General features: G+C 69.5%; 16 protein-coding genes. 7 read left to right on the top strand and 9 right to left on the bottom strand.

Annotated elements, in window-relative coordinates; genetic code table 11:
- Positions 1-237: 237 nt before the first annotated feature.
- On the top strand, positions 238-1,806 hold the full coding sequence (locus tag BKH28_RS01010) for an asparagine synthase-related protein (RefSeq protein WP_256695413.1): 1,569 nt from the start codon (positions 238-240) through the stop codon (positions 1,804-1,806).
- A 30-nt stretch (positions 1,807-1,836) separates the two neighbouring features.
- Here the strand turns inward: BKH28_RS01010 and BKH28_RS01005 are convergent, their stop codons facing one another.
- Genes BKH28_RS01005 through BKH28_RS00995 form a run of 3 tightly spaced genes read right to left on the bottom strand, consistent with a single transcriptional unit; the run spans position 1,837 to position 6,511 of the window.
- Entirely contained in the window at positions 1,837-3,942 is a 2,106-nt protein-coding gene (locus tag BKH28_RS01005; RefSeq protein ID WP_075417085.1) for a DUF6541 family protein, read from the bottom strand.
- A complete protein-coding gene (locus BKH28_RS01000; RefSeq protein ID WP_075417084.1) occupies positions 3,939-5,360 on the bottom strand; it encodes a glycosyltransferase in 1,422 nt (473 codons plus the stop codon). The genes BKH28_RS01005 and BKH28_RS01000 overlap by 4 nt, the downstream gene beginning before the upstream one ends.
- Positions 5,357-6,511, bottom strand: a complete 1,155-nt coding sequence (locus tag BKH28_RS00995) for a glycosyltransferase (RefSeq protein ID WP_075417083.1) — start codon at positions 6,509-6,511, stop codon at positions 5,357-5,359. Before BKH28_RS00995 ends, BKH28_RS01000 begins: the two co-directional genes overlap by 4 nt.
- A gap of 290 nt (positions 6,512-6,801) precedes the next feature.
- Here BKH28_RS00995 and wecB point away from each other — a divergent pair, with 290 nt between their 5' ends.
- A complete protein-coding gene (gene wecB / locus BKH28_RS00990) occupies positions 6,802-7,884 on the top strand; it encodes a non-hydrolyzing UDP-N-acetylglucosamine 2-epimerase (protein WP_075417082.1) in 1,083 nt (360 codons plus the stop codon).
- A complete protein-coding gene (locus tag BKH28_RS00985; RefSeq protein ID WP_256695412.1) occupies positions 7,811-9,037 on the top strand; it encodes a glycosyltransferase family 4 protein in 1,227 nt (408 codons plus the stop codon). Before wecB ends, BKH28_RS00985 begins: the two co-directional genes overlap by 74 nt.
- Here the strand turns inward: BKH28_RS00985 and BKH28_RS00980 are convergent.
- Genes BKH28_RS00980 through BKH28_RS00960 form a run of 5 tightly spaced genes read right to left on the bottom strand, consistent with a single transcriptional unit; the run spans position 9,009 to position 14,531 of the window.
- Positions 9,009-10,277: a glycosyltransferase gene (locus BKH28_RS00980; RefSeq protein ID WP_256695411.1), complete on the bottom strand. Its 1,269-nt coding sequence runs from the start codon at positions 10,275-10,277 to the stop codon at positions 9,009-9,011. The genes BKH28_RS00985 and BKH28_RS00980 overlap by 29 nt on opposite strands.
- 1 nt (position 10,278) lies before the next feature.
- Positions 10,279-11,643: a lipopolysaccharide biosynthesis protein gene (locus BKH28_RS00975; protein ID WP_075417079.1), complete on the bottom strand. Its 1,365-nt coding sequence runs from the start codon at positions 11,641-11,643 to the stop codon at positions 10,279-10,281.
- Positions 11,644-11,669: 26 nt separating this feature from the next.
- On the bottom strand, positions 11,670-12,740 hold the full coding sequence (locus BKH28_RS00970) for a Gfo/Idh/MocA family protein (RefSeq protein ID WP_075417078.1): 1,071 nt from the start codon (positions 12,738-12,740) through the stop codon (positions 11,670-11,672).
- 1 nt (position 12,741) lies between these two features.
- The gene (locus BKH28_RS00965) at positions 12,742-13,875 is read right to left on the bottom strand and encodes a DegT/DnrJ/EryC1/StrS family aminotransferase (protein WP_075417077.1); all 1,134 of its coding nucleotides are present in this window, start codon (positions 13,873-13,875) and stop codon (positions 12,742-12,744) included.
- Complete coding sequence (locus tag BKH28_RS00960; protein ID WP_075417076.1) at positions 13,875-14,531, bottom strand: acyltransferase; 657 nt, start codon at positions 14,529-14,531, stop codon at positions 13,875-13,877. Before BKH28_RS00960 ends, BKH28_RS00965 begins: the two co-directional genes overlap by 1 nt.
- 253 nt (positions 14,532-14,784) lie before the next feature.
- On the opposite strand from BKH28_RS00960, the gene BKH28_RS00955 reads away from it, so the two are divergent.
- Positions 14,785-15,501 carry a glycosyltransferase family 2 protein gene (locus BKH28_RS00955; RefSeq protein WP_075417075.1) on the top strand — a complete coding sequence of 239 codons (717 nt, stop codon included), beginning with the start codon at positions 14,785-14,787 and terminating at the stop codon, positions 15,499-15,501.
- 23 nt (positions 15,502-15,524) lie between these two features.
- Positions 15,525-15,938: a DUF2304 domain-containing protein gene (locus tag BKH28_RS00950; protein WP_075417074.1), complete on the top strand. Its 414-nt coding sequence runs from the start codon at positions 15,525-15,527 to the stop codon at positions 15,936-15,938.
- A 36-nt stretch (positions 15,939-15,974) separates the two neighbouring features.
- Here BKH28_RS00950 and BKH28_RS00945 read toward each other — a convergent pair whose 3' ends face one another.
- Complete coding sequence (locus BKH28_RS00945; RefSeq protein WP_256695410.1) at positions 15,975-17,030, bottom strand: glycosyltransferase family 2 protein; 1,056 nt, start codon at positions 17,028-17,030, stop codon at positions 15,975-15,977.
- A 119-nt stretch (positions 17,031-17,149) separates the two neighbouring features.
- On the opposite strand from BKH28_RS00945, the gene BKH28_RS00940 reads away from it, so the two are divergent.
- Together BKH28_RS00940 and BKH28_RS00935 are read left to right on the top strand one after the other, a co-directional pair.
- Positions 17,150-18,424 (top strand): LCP family protein, encoded by a 1,275-nt coding sequence (locus tag BKH28_RS00940; protein WP_075417138.1) that lies wholly within the window; start codon positions 17,150-17,152, stop codon positions 18,422-18,424.
- A gap of 15 nt (positions 18,425-18,439) precedes the next feature.
- The gene (locus tag BKH28_RS00935; RefSeq protein ID WP_256695409.1) at positions 18,440-19,936 is read left to right on the top strand and encodes an LCP family protein; all 1,497 of its coding nucleotides are present in this window, start codon (positions 18,440-18,442) and stop codon (positions 19,934-19,936) included.
- Positions 19,937-19,972 lie beyond the last annotated feature (36 nt).

Below are 19,972 nucleotides of genomic sequence, written 5' to 3'. Positions count from 1 at the left end.
TGGTCCTTCCGACGGATCAGGCTGAGACTCAGATTGATGCTCAGGTGGCGGCTCGGGTAGCAGCCCTCCGTATGATACGGCGCTTACCATGTCCACATGCACGACTTGGACCACACGGACCGCACGGACACGACCGCATCCGGATACCGGCTTCACTTGACATCTTCGACGTGGACGCACGGTCCCGCGAGTACCGAGTCCCCGGCGTCCTCGTCGCCTCTGTCAGGCCAGTGCCACGTGTGGCGCCCGCTTCCGCCCGGGCCCGGCGACCTGGAGTCCCTGCGGCAGGAGCAGCCCGGCCGGCGCACCGGGGCGTGGACGCTCATCGAGGCGGGCGACGGCGTCGTACGCCTGACCACGGATCGCACCCGTTCCCACCACCTCCTCTTCACCCGCGCGGGTGACACCTGGATCATCAGCGACGACCCTCAGGAGCTGCGTCGACACGCCCCCACCTGGGCCCGCGATGAGCAGGCCGCCGAGGTCTTCCTGCACGCGGGCTTCACGCCGGGGACGCGGACGCTGGCCCATGAGGTCTACGCCACTCCTGCGGGCTCGGTGGTGGAGCTGAGGTCCGACGGCACCTGGAGCAGCCGCTCGTGGGAGACCTACCGTTACGACGCTGATCCGATCACGTCCCCTGAGGAGTTCGCGGATGTCTTCCGCACCGCGCTCGACACCGCGGTCGAGCGCGTTCTTCAGGAGACCGACGGCCGCCAGCTCCTGGTCCCCCTCTCCGGCGGGCTGGACTCCCGGCTGCTGGCCGTCTGGCTCAAGCGCCACGGGGCCCGTGACGTCGTGACCTTCACCTACGGGGTGCCGGGCAGCACCGAGGTAGCCATCTCCCGGGGCGTGGCCGAGGCGCTCGAGATGGACTGGTTCACGGTCGACCTGGACCCCACCGAGATGGCTCGCACCTGGGCCGGGCCCGACGGCGTCGACTTCCAGAAGCGCACCTGGGGCCTGACCTCCCTGCCGCACGTCCAGGACTGGTACGCCCTGCTCCAGATGCGGCGGAGCGCCCTGATCGACACCGACGCGGTGTTTCTGCCCGGCCACACGATCGTCGGGAACATGCATGACGAGCACCTGCTCGAGGGCGGACCGTCACGCAACGACGTGCTCACCACCGTGACCCGGCACCACTCACTGCTCCAGGGGGACCGCAGCGCGTGGCGCCACCTGCCCCTGCTGCGCCGGGCGGTGGTGCAGGGCGCCCAGGAGGTCTCCTTCCCGATCGGCCGGGGCAAGGACCTGGCCGGAAGCGGACGCTCCATCCAGGAGCTCGTGGAGCGGGTGAACCTCCAGGAGCGTCAGGCCAAGTACATCAACGAGTCCTTCAAGGCCTACGAGGCCTTCGGATACGGCTGGGCACTGCCGATGCTCGACACCGAGGTCTGGCGCACCTGGCTGCGGGGCTCGGAGGACCTGACCGCCACTCGCGACTGGTACGCGCAGTTCACGGCGGAGGCCTACGCCGAGGCGACGGGCACCGCCTCGCAGCTCTTCGAGGCGCCGGCCGCACGGATCCCCGCAGGGCCGCGGCGCCTGCTCATGGCGGCGCTGACCGTCACCGGCACCCGCACGGCCCTGTCACGAGCGGTCTCCATGAGAACCATGCTTCACCATCCCATGGCCTTCGAGGCGTTCAATGCCCCCATGCCCCGCACCGAGCAGATCATGCGCATGGCTCGGGGGGCCACCTCGACGGGCCTGTGGACCCGACTGTTCCTGCAGGGGACCTGGGGCGCCGAGCCCGTCGCACCCATGGGCACGGACGGCACGGGAGACCTGAGCCGAGACTGAGACGCTGACGCTCTCAGGCGGCCGTGGCCGTCAGCCGCAGATGTCGATACGCCACAGCGAGGCCGAGCCACCGCTGTCGATGAGGGTGAACCCGCTGGAGGTGTCGACCCCGTACAGCCCGGGCCGGATCTTGCTGAGCTGGGAGTTGTTGAAGCGGATGTCCTTGTCCGCGTAGAAGTAGCGGATCCCGTGCTGCTGAAGGATCTCGCACACGTGGGGGTCGGTGCGGATCTGCTTGAAGTGCTCGCGCAAGTAGATCCCGTCCGCGTCGTCGGCCGCCTGGCCGGGGAAGACCCACACGCTGCGCATACCGGTGAGGATGGGAATGTATCCCGTTCCAGCCACCGGGTCACCGATGACGACGGCGTTGTCCGGCAGCTCCTCGGGCAGCCGGCGGATCATGTCGAGCTCGGCCTTGTCCGCGATGAAGCGGGTGTCGCCGTGCACCGGCAGGTAGCCCTCACGCACGTCGGAGGCGATGGCGTGGCTCCCGACCACCATGGCCGGCGCGCACAGGACGAGGACGATACAGGCGGCCACCACCCGGTTCACCACCGAGATCGTCGGGTCGGAGAGTCCAACGCGGGCGAAGGCGCCGTTGAAGCCGGAGCGGACCCGACGGACCACCGGGGCCAGCCATGTGCGCAGAGCGTCCAAGGCGACGACGACGAGGAGTACGGCCAGGACGGCGGTCATCGCCTTGAGCCGGTGCGGGTTGCGGTAGAACAGGCCGGTGATCGATGAGAGCACCGGGATCGGGGCGATGGCGGCCAGGATGAGGGACATGCTCAGGATCCAGCCCACCACCAGCTCCCAGTTGCGCCGCCGCCACAGGCAGATCGCGGCGCCCAGGAGACTCAGGACCGTCAACGGCAGCTCAATCCACTCGGTGGCCCATCCTCCGAAGTAGTTCAGGGCGATGGGGATGAGGAGCTTGGTGGCGGGGTTGCTCCAGTCCAGCTCGGTGTACCTGCCGAAGTGGTGCTGCTGAGGACCGGGCAGGAAGACGAAGGCGACGAGTACGACCACCGCCAGGAGGGCACCGATCCACCAGGCCGCAGCCAGGGGGCGGCGTCCGGCGCGCCAGCTCCTGATCCCCGAGCGCACCGCGTAGCACAGGACGATGCCGAACAGCGGCCACAGGAGCATCGCAGCCGCCGAGGTGTGGATGAGGCAGGACCCGACGAAGAAGGGGATGATGGCGCTCAGTGCCATAGCCGCACGCGCCCGTGCGCCCCGTTCTGACGTGTTCTGCTCGCGGGCGGCCACCACCAGGAGGGTGCGGGCTCGGCGCCAGCACTCGATGGACATGGCGATGACGGCCGGGCAGGTGGCCACCGCCATGCAGTAGGGCCACAACGCGGCACCGTAGGTGAGCCGCCAGGGGAACACCGGGGCCAGAAGCGAGGCGGCCAGCGCCAGGTAGGGGGCCTGGCGGACCTTCGGCAGCGCGGTACGCGCCAGGTAGACCAGGCCGAGGTACCACACCAGCGCCACGGCCAGCAGCAGGACGTTGTTGGCGATGAGCGTCTCACGCCAGCTCCACGCGCCCAGGCTGGCGACCTGGTGCCACACGATCGGGTAGAAGCCCGCGTGGCTCGTCAACCCGAACATGCCGGCGTTCGGGTTGAACATCGAGGCGTAGTCCTCGCGCTCGATGATGGCGACCTGCATGTAGTGGTAGAGGGCGTCACCGCTCTGGGAGACGGCGTTCGGCGGGATCGTGAGAATGACGGGCAGTGCGGTGACGGCCCAGAACACCAGGACCGTCAGGAAGAGCCTGCGCTCGGCGCGTCCGCCATCGGTGCGCATGGTCATACCCTCCCGCTGATCCTCGGGCATGAGGAGGATCCCCGGGTCCCAGCGGTCGATGAGACGCTTCGTCGTGGAGGCGACAAGAGCCAGGATCGCAGTCGTCACCATGACGGGGATCCAGCCCCAGGGCTTGCCGACGGCGGCCTGGAAGAGCCCGTCGGCCGTCAGGATGAGGGCGCTGATGGTCGGGGCCAGCGCCACGGGGCGGATCCCTCTCATCCCGGCGGCGCGCAGCACGAGCCACCCGACCCCGAAGAGCGCAGACAGAAGCAGGAGCGCGGTTGGCAGGGTGTTGAACCAGTCGACCAGGCTGTTGGTCACCAACGTTGTTCCTCACTCACTCGACGTACGTCATTGAACTCAGCATTCTTCTTGCTGCCGTCAGCGGCCCCGACGGCGGCCTCCTGCACAATGTGGGCGGCGGACTGCCCTGTGGCACGCAGCGAGCGATGGTCCTCGACCCAGTCGTGGAAGCGCTGCGCCGTCGCGGGCCTCGCGCCCGAGGCGATCTCGGCGTCGTAGACGTCCAGCGCCGTGCGCATGGCCTCGGCGACCGCCGCCGCGTCGTGCTCGGCCGCCCATCCCAGGTCGAAGTCCTGCACGTCCGCGGACACCGGCCCGCGACCGGCGAAGAGCACCGGTGTGCCGCACCCCAGGGCGGAGAGGACCTTGGTGGGGTAGGCGAAGTCGTAGCCCTGTCCGGGCTTGATCGACACCAGGGCCGCCGCGGCGCCCCGCTGCCATACGGCGGCCTCGGCCGCCGGCACGGCCGGGTGCATGATGACGGCCGGAGCGCCGTCGGCCCCCGCGGGCAGCTGGGAGGCGGCTTGAGTGATCTCCTCCCAGGCCGTCCCCCGGCCCAGGAAGAGCAGCTGGGCCTTCGGATGAGTGCGTCGCACCTGGGCCAGGGCGTGGACGAAGACGTCGGCTCCCTGCCACTCCGACGCCGTTCCGGCGTAGACGAAGTACGGCCCGCTCAGCCCGATCCGAGCGCGATCCTGCTCAGAGGGAGTCGGACCGTGGGCGTCGAAGACAGCGGTGTCGATCCCGTTGGGCACGACCCGTATCCGCTGCGTCCAGGCGTCATCGTCCTCTGCCGCGTTCACGAGCTCGGCGACGGACTGGGCGACCCCGTCATTGACGGCGATGACTCGCGCGGCCCCGCCGACGGCGAAGGCCTCGAGCATCTTGACGACCCGGACGACGATGTCGGCGGCACCGGTGGAGGCGGCGGCCGCCGACCAGACGTCCGCGGCGTACCACACGTAGGGGATCCTGCGCAGGGCCGCCACCACCCGAACGACCGCACCGGTCGTTGGGGGCGGTTCCACGAGGATCGCCTCCGGACGAGAGGCCGTCAGCAGCCTCAGAGCCAGGGGCAGATCGAAGGAGAGATAGGGCACGTAGCCGCGCAGGTAGCCCGAGGAGTCCCGCAGGACCGGCCAGCGGGAGACCCGGACCCCGTCAGGATCGGGGTCGCCCTGCGGCGCGTCGGCCGGGGCCCGGCTGGTGAGGACCCGCACCGCCACCCCGTCAGCCACGAGCGCCTTCTCCACGCTGTCGAGCCGGAAGGAGGCGGCAGCGGCCTCGGGCAGGTGGATGCGGGTGGCCACCAGGACGCCGCCCGGTCGACCGGATCGGGCGCACCGACGAGACGTCACCCCCTTCGCCAGCGCAGCCACCGTGCCGCCGAGGATCAGAGCGCCCAGCGACGCTTTGACGAAGCCTCGTGCACTCATCGGATTCCTCCTGCTCGCAGCGTGCGGGCCGGGGCGAGCTCACCGGCCCGAATCGCCTCCATGTCCTTGGCGACCGTGCGAGCCCGACTGAGCCAGGTGTGCTCCTGCCGAGCCTCTCGGGCACGACCGGCGGCCTCGGCGACCTCTTGGGGGCGCTCAAGGAGTCCGCGCAGCAGCCCGGAGAGCTCGCCGGCATCGTAGGGAAGGGTCCAACCGGCACCGGCGGCGCCCACGACCTCGGCGGCCAGGGTCCCCTGGGAGGCGATGACCGGTTTGCCGCGTCCGAGGTACTCGTAAAGCTTGACCGGGGAGGCGAACTCCCGATACGGGTCGGGCTCAACGAACAGGACGCAGAGGTCCGCGCGCTCGTAGAGGGCGGAGAGCTCCTCTCCGGAACGGTGAACGACCTCGATCCTACCGCCGGCGGCGTCCACCAGGTCGGCGTACTGGTCGCCGGCCGCCTCCCACTGGTCGGGACGGGTGCAGATGGTCAGGCTGGTGCCGGGGACGTCGAGGATGGCGCGCAGGCACTCCTGGAGCCGGTAGTGGCCGCCCAGCCCACCGATGTAGAGCAGGTTGAGCTCGCCGTCGGCGTGGGAGGAGGGCGCCTCATCAACGATCTCGCAGCCCGGGGGCAGCGGGGCCATGCGCTCCTCGGGGAACCCGGGGACGTGGGCGCCCATACGCATCGAGGGCAGGTAGAGGCGGTCGATGTAGCGGGAGTACCAGGCGAGGTCGTAGCGGTAGACGCAGCCCATGGCCGTGGCCAGCGCGGTTCCGACTCGTTCGCGATAGTCCGGGAACGCCCAGTAGATGTCCCGGTAGAACAGGGATGTGGGCACACCGTGCCGGTGCATCAGCCGCATGAGCGCCGGGTCCACGAAGGGGTGGGGCGGGAGGTGACGCGGCTCGGTCAGCATGGTGGGGATGGTCGCGCACTCGGAGTAGAGGAAGTCAATGCGCTCCCCGCCCTGAAGACGGTCCCTCAGGGCCCGCAGGCGGCGGGATCGCTCCCGCGCCGAGCCGGTGACGTCCAGAACGGTGTAACCGAGGTCCCGGAAGGCGTCGAGCATGCGCACAGGTCGGATACCGGAAGCCGACGACGCCTCCCGATCCAGGGGAAATGGGGCGTGGTAGACGATCGCAGCCATACGGTGCCTCGCCTCCTTTAGGGGGTATCTCAGGAACCAGGCGCGGCCGCACCAGGCAGACAGACTCGAGCGCGAATGATAGTACCATTGGCCGATCACAGTTATGCCACGACAACGGCGGGCAGGATCCTCACGGTGGCGGTGACCAACCGGGGCGCGCAGCCGACTAGACACAGCCCTTTCAGCGCCGCCTCAGCGATATTCACGACCGTACGAAAAGACGCCCCCGCGCTTGATGCGTTGGTCTCCGGTGGCACCGGAGCCTGCGGAGTCACGGTAGAGTCTCGGCCATGCGTGTCATGTCAGTAGTGGGCGCCCGGCCCCAGTTCGTCAAGCTAGCCCCGATCGACGCCGCTTTCCGAGAGGCCGGCATCGACCATGTGATTGTTCACACTGGGCAGCACTACGACCCGATGCTCTCCGACGTCTTCTTCAGCGACCTGGGGATCTCGGCCCCGGACGTCCACCTGGGAGTCGGCTCAGGATCGCACGGGGTGCAGACCGGAACGATGCTCGCAGCCATGGACGAGACCATCGAGACCCACCGCCCCGACTGGGTCCTGGTCTACGGGGACACGAACTCCACGCTGGCCGGGGCCCTGTCCGCCGTCAAGCTCCACGTGCCCATCGCCCACCTGGAGGCGGGCCTGCGGTCCTTCAACCGGGCCATGCCCGAGGAGATCAACCGGATCCTGACCGACCACGCCGCCGACCTGCTGCTGGCACCGACCGAGGTGGGGGCCGCTCACCTGGCCGACGAGGGGCTGGCCGAGCGGACCGTCGTCGTGGGCGACGTGATGACCGACATCCTGTTCTCGGTGCGCGACTCCGTCATCGATGAGCCCTCCCCTGTCATGACCGAGCTGGACCTGCCCGAGGGCGGCTACTCGCTGGCCACCATCCACCGGGCGGAGAACACCGACGACCGCGAGCGACTGCGCTCCATCCTGGATTCACTGGCGGCGGTCGATCACCCCGTGGTCCTCCTGGCGCACCCGCGTCTGGTGGCCAAGTGCGACGAGCACGGCATCGCCCTGGGGGACTCCGGCAACCTGCGGATGCACCCGCCTCTGGCCTACCCCGAGCTCGTCGCCTCGACCCTGCACGCACGCGGCGTGGTCACCGACTCCGGCGGTCTGCAGAAGGAGGCCTTCCTACTGCGCGTGCCGTGCACCACGGTGCGTCCCCAGACCGAGTGGGTGGAGACCGTCAACCTGGGATGGAACGTCCTGGTCGAGCCCGGTCAGGCCCTGGTGAGCGCCGCCTCCCGTCCGAGGCCGACCGAGCCCGCCGAGGCCGATGCCCACCCCTACGGGGACGGCAACGCCGCGAGCCGAGTGGTTCAGGCCCTCACTGACCACCTGCCCGGCTGATCGCCTCAGCACCGGCTCCTTCAGCAGCATCATGCGCGTCACCATCGTCACCACCTGGTTCCCCACGGGCCGCTCCCCCGGTCTCGGGGTCTTCGTGGCACGCCACGCCGCCTCCATGGCGGCAGCCGGCCACGACATTCGCGTCGTCCACCTCGCCTCGACCTCCGTCGACGACGGCGTGCGGCACGATCGAGTGATGGGTCTGCCCGTCGTCCGCCTGCCCATGACGCTGTCGCGGCCCCATGAGCTGCTCGCAGCCAGACGGGAGCTGGCGGCCCTGACTCGGGGCAGCGACGTCGTCCACACCCACGCGGTCTCCACCCTCCTGCCCTACGCCCTGGGTCGGCCCCGCCAGCCGTGGCTCCACACGGAGCACTGGTCGGGGATCGCCCAGCGCGGTGCTGAGCTCGGTTCCCTGGCGCGGGCGGGCGCTCAGGTGGTTCTGCGTCTGGAGCGCAGGCCCGACGTCGTCACCACCGTCTCCGACCAGCTCGCCGCCGACCTGCGGGCCTACCGCCCCAACGGCGAGATCCTGACGGTCCCCAATGAGGTCACCATGCCTGAGGAGCCGGCGCCGCGCCGCAGCATCGAGGTGGGGCGCGACACGCTGCGGATCGTCGGCATCGGGGGGCTCATCGAGCGCAAGCGCCCCGACCTGGCCGTCGAGGTGGTCGCGGCGCTGGCCGAGCAGGGGGTGCCGGCCCGGCTGACCTGGGTGGGTGGCGGGCCGCTGGCTGATCACTGCGCCGATCTCGCTGAGCGCCTGGGCGTCGACCTGGAGCTGACAGGTCAGCTCCCGGGCGATCAGGTTCAGCAGATCCTGGCCGACAGTGATCTCTTCCTCGTCCCCACGCTCGCGGAGACCTTCTTCCTGGGCGCCGCCGAGGCCGTTGCCGCAGGCCGGCCGGTGGTCACCAGTGATCGGGGAGCGCACACCAGCTTCCTGGATCCCTCGGTGACCGAGATCGTCAGTCAGGACGACCCGGCGACGTGGGCCGGTGCGGTCGTCGACGTCATGCAGCGCTGCGAGGGTCTGACGGCGCGAGACATCCAGGACACGCTGCCGCGGGCCTTCTCCCCCAGCGAGGTGGCGCGCGCCTACGGCCGCGCCTACGAGACCGCCGTCACTGAGTACTCCCGGCGCTCCCGCTGATCTCACCGCACGCCTGCTCGTAGAGCTCTCGGCAGGCCTTGACGAAGGTCTCCTCCCCGAAGCGCCGGCGAGCGCGGGCCCGGATGGTCTCAGGGCAGTAGCCCCCGGCGCGGATCGCGTCGGTCACCTGGGTGAGGGCCTCGGTCAGGGCGGCGACGAGGGCGTCGTCGTCGGCCTGGGCCTCAGCGGGCAGGACGAGGCCGGTCTCGGGCTCGACCATGAAGCGTCCCGCCCAGGTGGGCGTGGCCACGCAGGCGAGCCCCAGGGCCTGCGCCTCGGCCAGGACGGTGCCCCCGGCCTCGACCTCGCTGGCCAGGACGAAGACGTCGCTGGCGGCCATGAGTCCGCTGACCTCGTCGTGGGGCACTCGGCCGGTGAAGGTGGAGGTCTGCTCAATGCCCTCGGCCCGGGCCAGCTCTCTGAGGGCCTCGATCTCGTGATCCTCCCCTCCGACGAGGAGCAGTCGCGTGGGCTCGCGCCCGGCGGCGAGATCGGCGCGTGCCAGGCGGGCGACAGCGCGGATGGTCTCCTCGGGGCGCTTGTTACGCCCCAGGTGGGAGACATGGCAGACAGTCAGGGCTCTGGCGTTGTCGCCCTGGCGGTCCTGGTCGGCGGGCCTGGAGACGTCGAAGACGTCGTCGTTGACCGGCAGGGCGATGCTCCTCCACTCCCCGAGCCGCCAGTAGTCCCGCAGGGCCTCGGCGAAGGGGGTGGAGACGACGGCCCGTCCTCCGGCATGCCTCAGATCGCGCCGCAGGGCCCGGTACCGCCATCCGTGGACGCTGCGGTCCGTCGAGCTGGGGCGGTGCTCGGTGATGGCCAGTCCGGCGCCCCAGTGCTCGGCGGCATAGCGGCCGACGTGAATACCGGTGAACACCGAGTGGGCGTGAACGACGTCAGGGGCCGCCTGTGCCCCGCCACTGCCGGAAGGCTCAGGCAGACTGCGGATCGTCTCCTCATAGAGCCGCACCGCTCGGGCCGCTACGGCGCGAGCCGCCATCCGGTCCCCGGGCAGCGCTCCCTTGGGGATCGTGGGCACCGTGCCGCGCACGACGACGATCCCCTCCTCGACATCCGCCGTCAGCTCCCGGCGCGCCTGCCAGAAGGAGACCGGCTCCAAGGCGATGACGCCCACTCGCATCCCGCCGCGCTGAAGCATGCGCGCCTGGTCACGGAAGAAGGAACCGTTGTGGGGGCGGGACCGGTCCGGGTACCACGAGGGAGTGAGGACGACGTGCACGTCACTGCTCCTCATCGTGAGGATCGGCGGGTACGGAGGCGGAGGGCTCAGGCTCGCCTGCGGCCTCGTAGTGCCCCTCATTGGCCTCCGAGGCCGGGGGGCGCGAGTCGAAGCCGCGGGCTGCGGCGTCGGCCATGAGGATCTGTCCCACGAGGATGACGCACATGATGGCACCCAGGATGTAGGTGGTCGTCAGCAGCGAGTACGGGCTGAACCAGAGCCAGGCCAGCGGGACGGCGGCATAGACCACCGAGAAGATCAGCATCCAGTCCTGGTTCTCCGTGACGACGAAGAGGTTGGACAGCGGCGAGGTGACCAGCAGAATGAACAGCCAGGGTGTCAGCGCTCGAGCGAAGCCGCCCGACTCGACCCACTGGCTGCCGAAGAGCAGGGGGAAGAGCCACGGCGAGACGACGAAGAGCAGGGCGAAGGGAACGGACCCGATCATGAGGACCCGTTTGATGACCTGACGCACCAGCGGGCGCATCTGTCCGGGCTGCAGCGTGGCGAGCTTGTGGAAGAAGACCTGGCCCACGGCGGCGTTGATGAGGGCCATCGGAACCTCCAGGCAGCGCCACGCCAGGTTGAACTGGCCCAGACTGGCCACCGAGTAGGAGCCCACGAGCAGGTTGATGCCGTTGAGCCGCACGGCGTCGACGAAGGCGTTGAGGCCGTTGAGCAGGGGCATGCGCCGGTAGCGGCGGGCGACCTGCCGCAGACTGGGAGCCTCCGGCGGCAGCGGCCGGTGCAGCGGCTTGGCCTTGCGCCCCAGGTTGACGAAGGCCCAGAGCTGCCCGATCGTCTGACCGATCAGCAGGCCCCCGACACTGACCATCCCCGCCGCCCCCAGGACGAGCTGGCCGAGGGACTGCCCGACCTGCTGCTCGATCCGGTTGATCGAGATCGTCCGGTAGTCCGACTGGCGGTTGTACCAGTACTGGAGGAGCTGAACCGTCGACAGCAGCAGCGTGGTCACGCCCAGCAGCGGCATCCAAACGGCGATATCGGCTCCCCACTGCCGGGTGATCAGCGGTTTGAGGAGGAAGGCCACGACGCTCGTGACGACCGAGACCACCACGATGCACACCATTCCCAGGCGGGCGCAGGCCAGGGCCCAGGCGTCCTTCTTGGGCAGCATGATCGTCATGTCGTAGCGCAGCGCCGCCACAGCCGTGATGATCGAGACCACCGAGGTGTAGCGCGCGAGCTGGCCGAGGTCCGCGTCGGAGAAGATGCGGGTGAGGACCATCGTCATGCCGAAGACGATGGCCTGGGCGGTGGCCGTCCCGCTGACCAGTGTCAGGACATGGCGCAGGAACGGGGAGGACTCCATGACCGAGCGGACCCGGGCAAGCACTCCCGCCACGGGTCCGCTCGAGGCGACTGACCGGTTCAGAGCTCGACCGTCCGGTTCTCGCTCGCCGAGGTCAGCACCGCCTCGACGACGTCGAGCGTGGCCACGCCCTCGGCCATGGTGACGTGGCGCTGGGCCACGCCGCGCACGGCGTCGCGGAAGTTCTCCTGCTCCAGGGCCAGCGGCTCGCGCTTGGGGATCGCGTAGCGGATCACGTCGCCCTCGCTGACCCCCCGGAAGGCGGCGACCTGGTCCCAGGTGGAGGCCACGGTGCCGTTGGCGTGGAAGGTGAGGTCCCCGGTGAGGGTGTCCGCCACGAAGGATCCCTTCTCCCCGGTGACGATTGTGACGCGCTCCTTGAAGGGGGTGAGCCAGTTGACCTGGTGGCTGACGATGATGCCGCCCTCCAGCAGGCCGGTGGCCACCATCATGTCCTCGGTCTGGCGCCCGGAGCGGTGCGTGACCTGCGCGGCCACGGAGGTGTAGCGGGCGCCGGCGACCCAGGCGGTCAGGTCGATGTCGTGGGTGGCCAGGTCCTTGACGACACCGACGTCGCTGATACGGGCCGGGAAGGGGCCCTGGCGGCGGGTGAGGACCTGGTAGACCTCGCCGAGCTCGCCGGCGTCGAGACGCTCGCGCAGGGCCCGCAGGGCGGGGTTGCAGCGCTCGACGTAGCCGACGGCGCCCACCAGCCCCCGCTCGGCGAAGGCGGCGGCCACGCGGCGGCCTGCGGCGGCGTCGTGGGCGATGGGCTTCTCCACCATGGTGTGCACGCCGGCCTCGGCCAGGGCCAGGGCGACGTCCTCGTGGTAGACGGTGGGGACGGCCACCATGGCGGCGTCCAGTCCGGCGTCGATGAGGGCGTGGACATCAGGCAGGACCGCCAGCTCACCGGCGACGCCGAAGCGGTCCCCGCCGGGATCGGCCACAGCCACGAGCTCCATGCCCTCGGTGGCGCGGATGACCCGGGCATGGTGACGTCCCATGGAGCCCAGGCCGATGAGGCCCACGCGCAGCGGGTTGTCCGCTGTGCCCTTGTCGGACAGGTGGTGGACCTCGGGCAACGCGGTCATCGTGGCCTGGCCGTCGAGAGCGCCGTTCTCACTCATGTCAGGCACCTGCCTTCACGGTGGCGGCCACGGCCTGGCCGATGCGCTCCAGGTCCGCCTCGCTCAGGGAGGGGTGCACCGGCAGGGAGAGGCACTCACGGGCGGCCTTCTCGGTTCCGGGCAGCTCGAGGCCCTCGGCGTAGTGGGCCAGGGAGGCCAGGCGGTGGTTGGGAATCGGGTAGTAGACGCCGCTGCCGACCTGCCACTCCTCGCGCAGGGCGGCCTGGACGGCGTCGCGCTCGGTGCCCGTGGCCCCCTCGAGGCGGATCGTGTACTGGTGGTAGACGTGCGTGTAGCCCTCGGGAACGAGGGGGGTGACGACGCCGTCGACGCCCGTCAGCAGCTCGTTGAGGCGCTCGGCATTGGCCTGGCGAGCAGCGGTCCAGCCGGCCAGCTTGGTCAGCTGGACGCGGCCGACGGCGGCGGCCACGTCCGTCATGCGGTTGTTGAGGCCCACCAGCTCGTTGGCGTACTGCTGCTCCATGCCCTGGTTGCGGATGAGCCGGCAGCGGCGGGCCAGCTCGGCGTCGGCCGTGGTGATCATGCCGCCCTCAAGGCTGGTCATGTTCTTGGTGGGGTAGAAGGAGAAGGAGCCCCAGGCCCCGAAAGCACCCACCGGCTTACCGTCGATGGCGGCGCCGTGCGCCTGGGCGCAGTCCTCGAAGACGGCCAGGCCGTGACGCTCGGCGATGGCGAGGATCTCAGGCATGTTGGCGGGCAGGCCGTAGAGGTGGACCACCTCGATGGCTGCCGTGCGCTCAGTGATGGAGGCCTCGACGCTGGCGGGGTCGAGGGTGAAGGTCACCGGGTCGATGTCGGCGAAGACCGGCACGGCGCCACTGATGGCCACCGAGTTGCCGGTGGCGGCGAAGGTGAAGGAGGGGACGATGACCTCCGGGGCCTCTCCGGCGCGCTCCTGGAGCTCAGTGGCCAGCGTGGCCACGTGCTGGGCCGAGGTGCCGGAGTTGACGGCCACGCAGTGGACGCCGTCGACGACCTGGGCGGAGAACTCCTCCTCGAAGGCCTTGACCTGGGGCCCCTGGACGACCATGCCCGAGGCGAGGACGGCGTCGACGGCGTCGCGCTCCTCCTGTCCGATGATCGGCTTGGCTGCTGGGATGAACTCGCGTGACATCAGTGGGTGACCTCTCGGATGGTGATGGATTCGGAGCTGGACTGCGTACCGGCCCCGGAACCGGGCTCGGTATCGACCTGCTCGTACAGGGTCCCGGTGACGGGGCAGCGCCAGCGCGGGGCTCCGTCGGGGCCGGGGTCGGCAGGGGTGAGGGGCTCGCCGGCGCGCCCGACCCAGCCGATGCGGCGGGCGGGAACCCCGGCGACCAGGGCGTGGGCGGGAACGTCCTTGGTGACCACGGCGCCTGCGGCCACTGTGGCCCAGGCCCCGATACGCACCGGGGCGACGCACACGGCGCGGGCGCCGATCGATGCGCCCTCGTCGATGGTGACTCCTACGGGCTCCCAGTCGGCGGCGGACTTGAGTGAGCCGTCGGGGTTGACGGCCCGGGGGAAGTGATCGTTGGTCAGCGTGACCGCTGGACCGATGAACACCCCGTCGGCCAGGCGGGTCGGTTCGTAGACGAGGGCGTAGTTCTGCACCTTGCAGCTGTCCCCCATGACGACGCCCTCACCGATGTAGGCGCCACGCCCGACGATGCAGTCCCGCCCGAGGACGGCGTGCTCACGGACCTGTGCGAGGTGCCAGATGCTGGTGCCCTCTCCGAGGACGGCGTCCTCGGAGACATCGGCGGACGGGGCGATGCGGGTGGCCACGGCGACTCCTGTGCGGGCGGCTCGGACCGCCCTGACGATCGAAAGAGTCCGGTCAACCTGGTGGCTGCCGGAGGCCGTGCCGCTCCGGTCGCCGGGGGCGGCGGGCGCTGCACGACCTGCCCCATCCTAGGGGACTCCTCCTCCCGAGACGACGCCTGGGCACGCCCCGAACGAGACCTACCCCACCAACAGCGACCGCCCCCGCCTGCCGCAAGAGGGATGACACCCCCTCATCGCGTGCAAGAATGCAGTAGTGACTACCTCCAACGCACCGCAGACCGGGGGGCCCACCCCGGTGCCCCCGGTCACCGACACCTGGCTCGTCATTCCCTTGTACAACGAAGCAACCGTCGTGCGCGAGGTCATCTCCCAGGCTCGCAAGATCTTCCCCTACGTCGTTGTCGTCGACGACGGCTCCAAGGACGGCTCGGCCCAGGAGGCGGCCGCCGCGGGGGCCGTGGTCGTGCGTCACCCGGTCAACCTCGGCCAGGGCGCCGCGCTGCAGACGGGCTTCTCCTACGTCCTGGAGAAGACGAATGCCGACTACATCGTCACTTTCGACGCCGACGGCCAGCACTCCACCACGGACGCCGCCGCCATGGTCGCGGCGGCGCGCGATGAGGATCTCGCCGTCGTCCTCGGCTCACGCTTCCTCGAGGGGCCCTCGCCGGTGGGTTGGCTCAAGCGAGTCGTCCTGCGCACGGCGGCGGCCGTCAGCTCGCACACCTCCGGCATGCGCCTGACCGATGCCCACAACGGTCTGCGGGTGATCCGCCGCGACGTCCTGGCGCAGCTCGACCTCAAACAGAACCGGATGGCGCACGCCAGCGAGATCATTCGCAAGATCGGCGCCACCGGCATGCCCTGGCGCGAGTTCCCGGTGCACATCGTCTACACCGACTACTCCCGCTCCAAGGGCCAGTCCCTGTGGAACTCGGTCAACATTCTGGTCGACCTGCTCTTCTCCTGAGCCCGACACGGAAGGCACAGCCCATGATTCATCAGTTCGCCGCCCAGGTCACTCCGATCACGAACCACCAGTTCTACATCCAGGCCGCCCTGATCCTGGCCGTGATCGCCGTCGGCTGGATGATGCTGCGCACCCCCGGCGGGGCCCGTCACATGGCTGCCCGAAGGCTGGTCACCCTGGCCTTCGTGGCCTTCGCCATCTTCAACATCACCTTCCCCTGGGTGATGAGCTCGATCGCGCACCGGATGGGAGTCGGGCGAGGCACTGACTTCCTGCTGTACGCCCTGGTCATCGCCTTCCTGGCGCAGATCCTCTCCTCCTTCCGACGCAACAGCGCCAGAGAGCGGCAGATCACGCACCTGGCCCGGCGCATCGCCCTGGACAACGCGCCCGAACCACCTGCTGCCGCACGACTCACCACTGCGACTCACGACTGAGCACAAGGCGTCCGGCAGGCGCCGAGCGCCCTCCCCTCAGCGCCGGGAGGCGCGGACCTCGAGCTCTTCACGCAGACGCAGCCCGCCGGAGAGCAGCCAGCGCACTGGCGCCTGCCATGGGGAGTCATAGACGCCGTAGAGGTAGTGCCGGGCAGAGGCGTGATGCGCCCGGATCATCTTCTCGGGGCGCGCCTTCCAGCTGGCCCCCTGCTCATGGATGACGACGGAGTCGAGCACCTGCATGTTGAGCCATCCGGCTCGTCCGACCCGCTCCCCCAGGTCCACGTCCTCGAAGAACATGAAGTAGTCGTCATCGAAGCCCTTCAGGCGCCTCCAGGCGGAGGCGGGCAGAAGCAGGCAGGCCCCGGAGAGCCAGCCCACTGTTCGGGTCCGGTCAGAAGCCCCCTGTCCGACTGTGTTGTGATAGGCGGCGGAGAAGGGGTTGGTCGGCCAGATTCTGCCCAGGACGGCGTGTCCGGCGCCCTTGACCAGGGAGGGCAGGGCACGCCCGGAGGGGTAGACGGTGCCGTCGGGATTGAGTAGGAGGGGCCCCAGGCAGCCGGCCGCCGGGTTGGCCAGGCCCGCATCGATGAGGGCGTCCAGGCTCCCGGGCCTCCAGACGAGATCGGGATTGGCCACCACGATCCAGTCCTCCTCCAGCCCCGCGGCTGCGAGGTTGGCGCCCGCCCCGTAACCGAGGTTGGTGCCGTCCCCGACGACGCGCGCCCCGTGGCGCTGAGCGGCGGCAGTGACGATGTCGTGCTCGGTGCCGTTGTCCGCGATGACGACGACGAGCCGACGAGCCGTCGCTGTGGCCAGGGAGGCCAGGAAACGCTCCAGCTCCTCACCTGGGTTGAAGGCGACCGTCACCACTCGCACGCTCTGCTCGTCGGGAGCGCCGGGCGCTGACGCACCGGAGGGACCCGAGTCCGATCGCCCGCTCGGTTGGCTGATATCACCATTCGCCTCCACGTCGCCCCTTCCCGTAGTCGGGGCGGCGGCCTGAGCCCCCAAGCGCTCCTCTACCTGATCCGAAGCACTGAGGGCAGTGGCCGAGGTACTGGTCGGCATGGGTTTCGCAACACTGGTCACGGAGAGAGCCTAGCCCTGTTACCCGTGTGAGAGGCTTCACCCCCCATTGGGTAAATCTCATGTAACAGGTGTAGGAAGCCCCATATGGTTCTCCCCTCTCATTCCCTATGATCGCTTCCGTGCCTCAGTTCAGTAAGCCGCGCGCGCGGCACTCCTCCAAAGAACTCGGACGCCGCCTGGCCCGCCGAGCAGGGTTCAGCCTGCTCGCAGTGACGATCTTCGTCGTCTCCGCCGCGGGCTTCGCGTGGCACAACATCCAGTCACGCATTAAGTGGTTCGACATCGACAGCCTGCTCTCCGAGGAGGACCGGCCCGGCACCAAGCCGCCGGACAGCTACGAGGGTCGAGCCGTCAACCTCCTGATTCTGGGCACCGACTCCCGTGCGGGGAACAACAACGTCGACGGATCACAGGGCGATGACGAGGTCTCCGTGGCCCGCTCCGACACGGCGCTGGTCATGCACATCTCGGCTGACCGCAAGCGCGTCGACGCCGTATCCATCCCCCGCGACACCCTGGTCGACATCCCCGAGTGCACGACTCTCGATGGCAACAAGGTCCCCGCCGATGAGGACGAGCAGTTCAACAAGGCCTTCGCCAACGGAGCCGGCAGCAGCAGTGACAACAAGAAGGCCGTGGCCTCCGGAGCGGCCTGCACCCTCAAGACCGTGGAGAAGATGACGCACGTCCGCATTGACGACTTCGTCGTCGTCGACTTCGCCGGCCTGTCCAAGGTGGTCGACTCCCTCGGAGGCGTTCACGTGCAGGTGGATGAGGCCATCGATGACTCCGAGTACACCGGTTTCAAGCTCGATGAGGGCTGCCAGAAGCTGAACGGCGAGAACGCCCTGCAGTACGCCCGTGTCCGACACGGGGTGAGTGACGGCTCGGACATCTCCCGTATCGCACGTCAGCAGAACCTCATGAGGGCCATGGCCTCCAAGGCGCTGTCCTCCAACCTCATCACGCAGTCCGGCTTCCTGACCAACACCCTCGAGACGCTCACCACCTCTGAGCGCATCGGTCAGATCGGTAACCTGTCGGGCCTGGCCTACTCCATCCAGGGCGTCGGCATCGACAAGATCAACTTCATCACCATGCCGCACGAGCCCGCAGACGACCCGAACCAAGTGGTCCCCACAGAGGGCGCCAAGAAGGTCTGGAAGGCCCTCGAGGAGGACAAGCCGGTCCCCTCCGACACCTCGGCTCCGGCCTCGTCGGACTCGAGCGCCGCCGCGGATGACTCCGCCTCGGAGAACACTGATGAGTCCTCCGAGACCTCCGAGCCCACCAAGGCCGCCCCGACGCAGGCTCCTGCGTCCCAGACCCCGAAGGCGAGTGCTCCCCAGCAGCAACCCGCCGCGAAACCGACCACCCCAGCCTGCCCCGCCTGAGGCAGAATCATCGGTGTGACTCCGACAGACGACTCACTCCCGCCCTCGATCACGCCTGGCTCCGGCGGAGGCAGGCCTCCACGTCGGCAGCGCCCCATTGATGCTGTCAACCAGCGCAGCCGCGAGCGCGGGGAGGCACCCGATGGCGAGTCCGTTGCCCAGCCCACTGATGTCGCCGGCGGCTCCCCGCGCCGCCCGTCATCGACAGCTGCCCGACAACCCCAGCGGCACTCAGTCCTGGGCCGTCAGGACAGCGACAAGCCGGCCTCGCCTCAGTCCGCCTCTGAGCGAGAGGGCCAGCAGCCGCCCTCGGTCCAGCCCCGTCGCTCCACCACCCCGTCTCAGCGAGGCAGTCACGCCCGGGCCGGGTCGAGTGCGATCCCCTTGGAGTCGGATGCCGCCGAAGGCAGTGCCGCGTCCGGGCCTGAGCGCACACGGGCGATGCCCGTGCGACGCGGCACCTACCCCGTAGGGTCCCCGGGCCCACAGTCCCCACGAGAGCCGGTTCCGGGTGAACCGGCTCTCAAGCCCGAGCAGCCGCGCCAGCCGAAGCGATTCCGTCCGAGATGGCGCCGGATCGTGGGCTGGACGGTCGCCGTCATCGTCGTCGTCCTGGCACTGATCGCAGCCCGGGTCGCCTGGCTGTGGAACGACGTCTCCTCCCAGCTCCACCGCGTCGACGCCCTGTCCGGGGCGGCCGACACTCCGGGCGAGACCTGGCTCATCGTGGGGTCCGACGCGCGCGGAGGCGCCGTCCAGGACGAGACAGAGGGGGCGCGCGCCGACTCCATCATGCTGCTGCACAAGGCGGAGAACGGGCAGACGAGCCTGACCTCCCTGCCGCGTGACACCTTCGTGGACATCCCCGAGTACGGGGAGAACAAGATCAACGCCGCCTACTCCTTCGGCGGTCCCAAGCTGTTGGTCCAGACCGTGGAGAAGCTCTCCGGGCTGACCGTGGACCACTACGTGGAGGTCGGCATGACCGGGGTGTCCCAGATGGTCGACGCCGTCGGCGGGGTCGATGTCTGCCTGGACTACGACGTCGCCGACGAGGACTCGGGCCTGGTCTGGGACACCTCCCACGGCAAGTGTCAGACGGTGGACGGGTCGAAGGCACTGGCCTACTCCCGGATGCGCAAGTCGGACCCGACTGGCGATGTCGGGCGTGGCCAGCGCCAGCGTGCCGTCATCTCCGCGGTGGTCTCCAAGGCGGCCGCGCCGTCCACCGCATTCTCCTTCTCCCGGCAGGACGCCCTGGTCGACGCCGGCACGAATGCCCTCACGGTGGATCAGAGCGCAGGCACCATGAGCATCGCCCAGATGGTCCTGGCCTTCCGATCCGCCTCCGGCAGTGGCCTGACCGGCGCACCGCCCATTGAGGACACCGCCTACGCCCCCGAGGACGCCGATATTGGCGAGACGGTGCTGCTGCAGGACACGACCGCTCCGGACTTCTTCTCCAAGCTGCGCGACGGGAAGCTGACGACGACCGACTTCAACCAGTCCTGACGCGGGGCATCCACGCAGCAGGCGGGCTGACACCTC

It is taken from the genome of Actinomyces oris (assembly GCF_001937665.1).
Classification (GTDB): Bacteria; Actinomycetota; Actinomycetes; order Actinomycetales; family Actinomycetaceae; genus Actinomyces; species Actinomyces stomatis.
The sequence above is the reverse complement of the archived record's forward strand: the minus strand, read 5'-3'. Positions and strand labels throughout refer to the sequence as shown.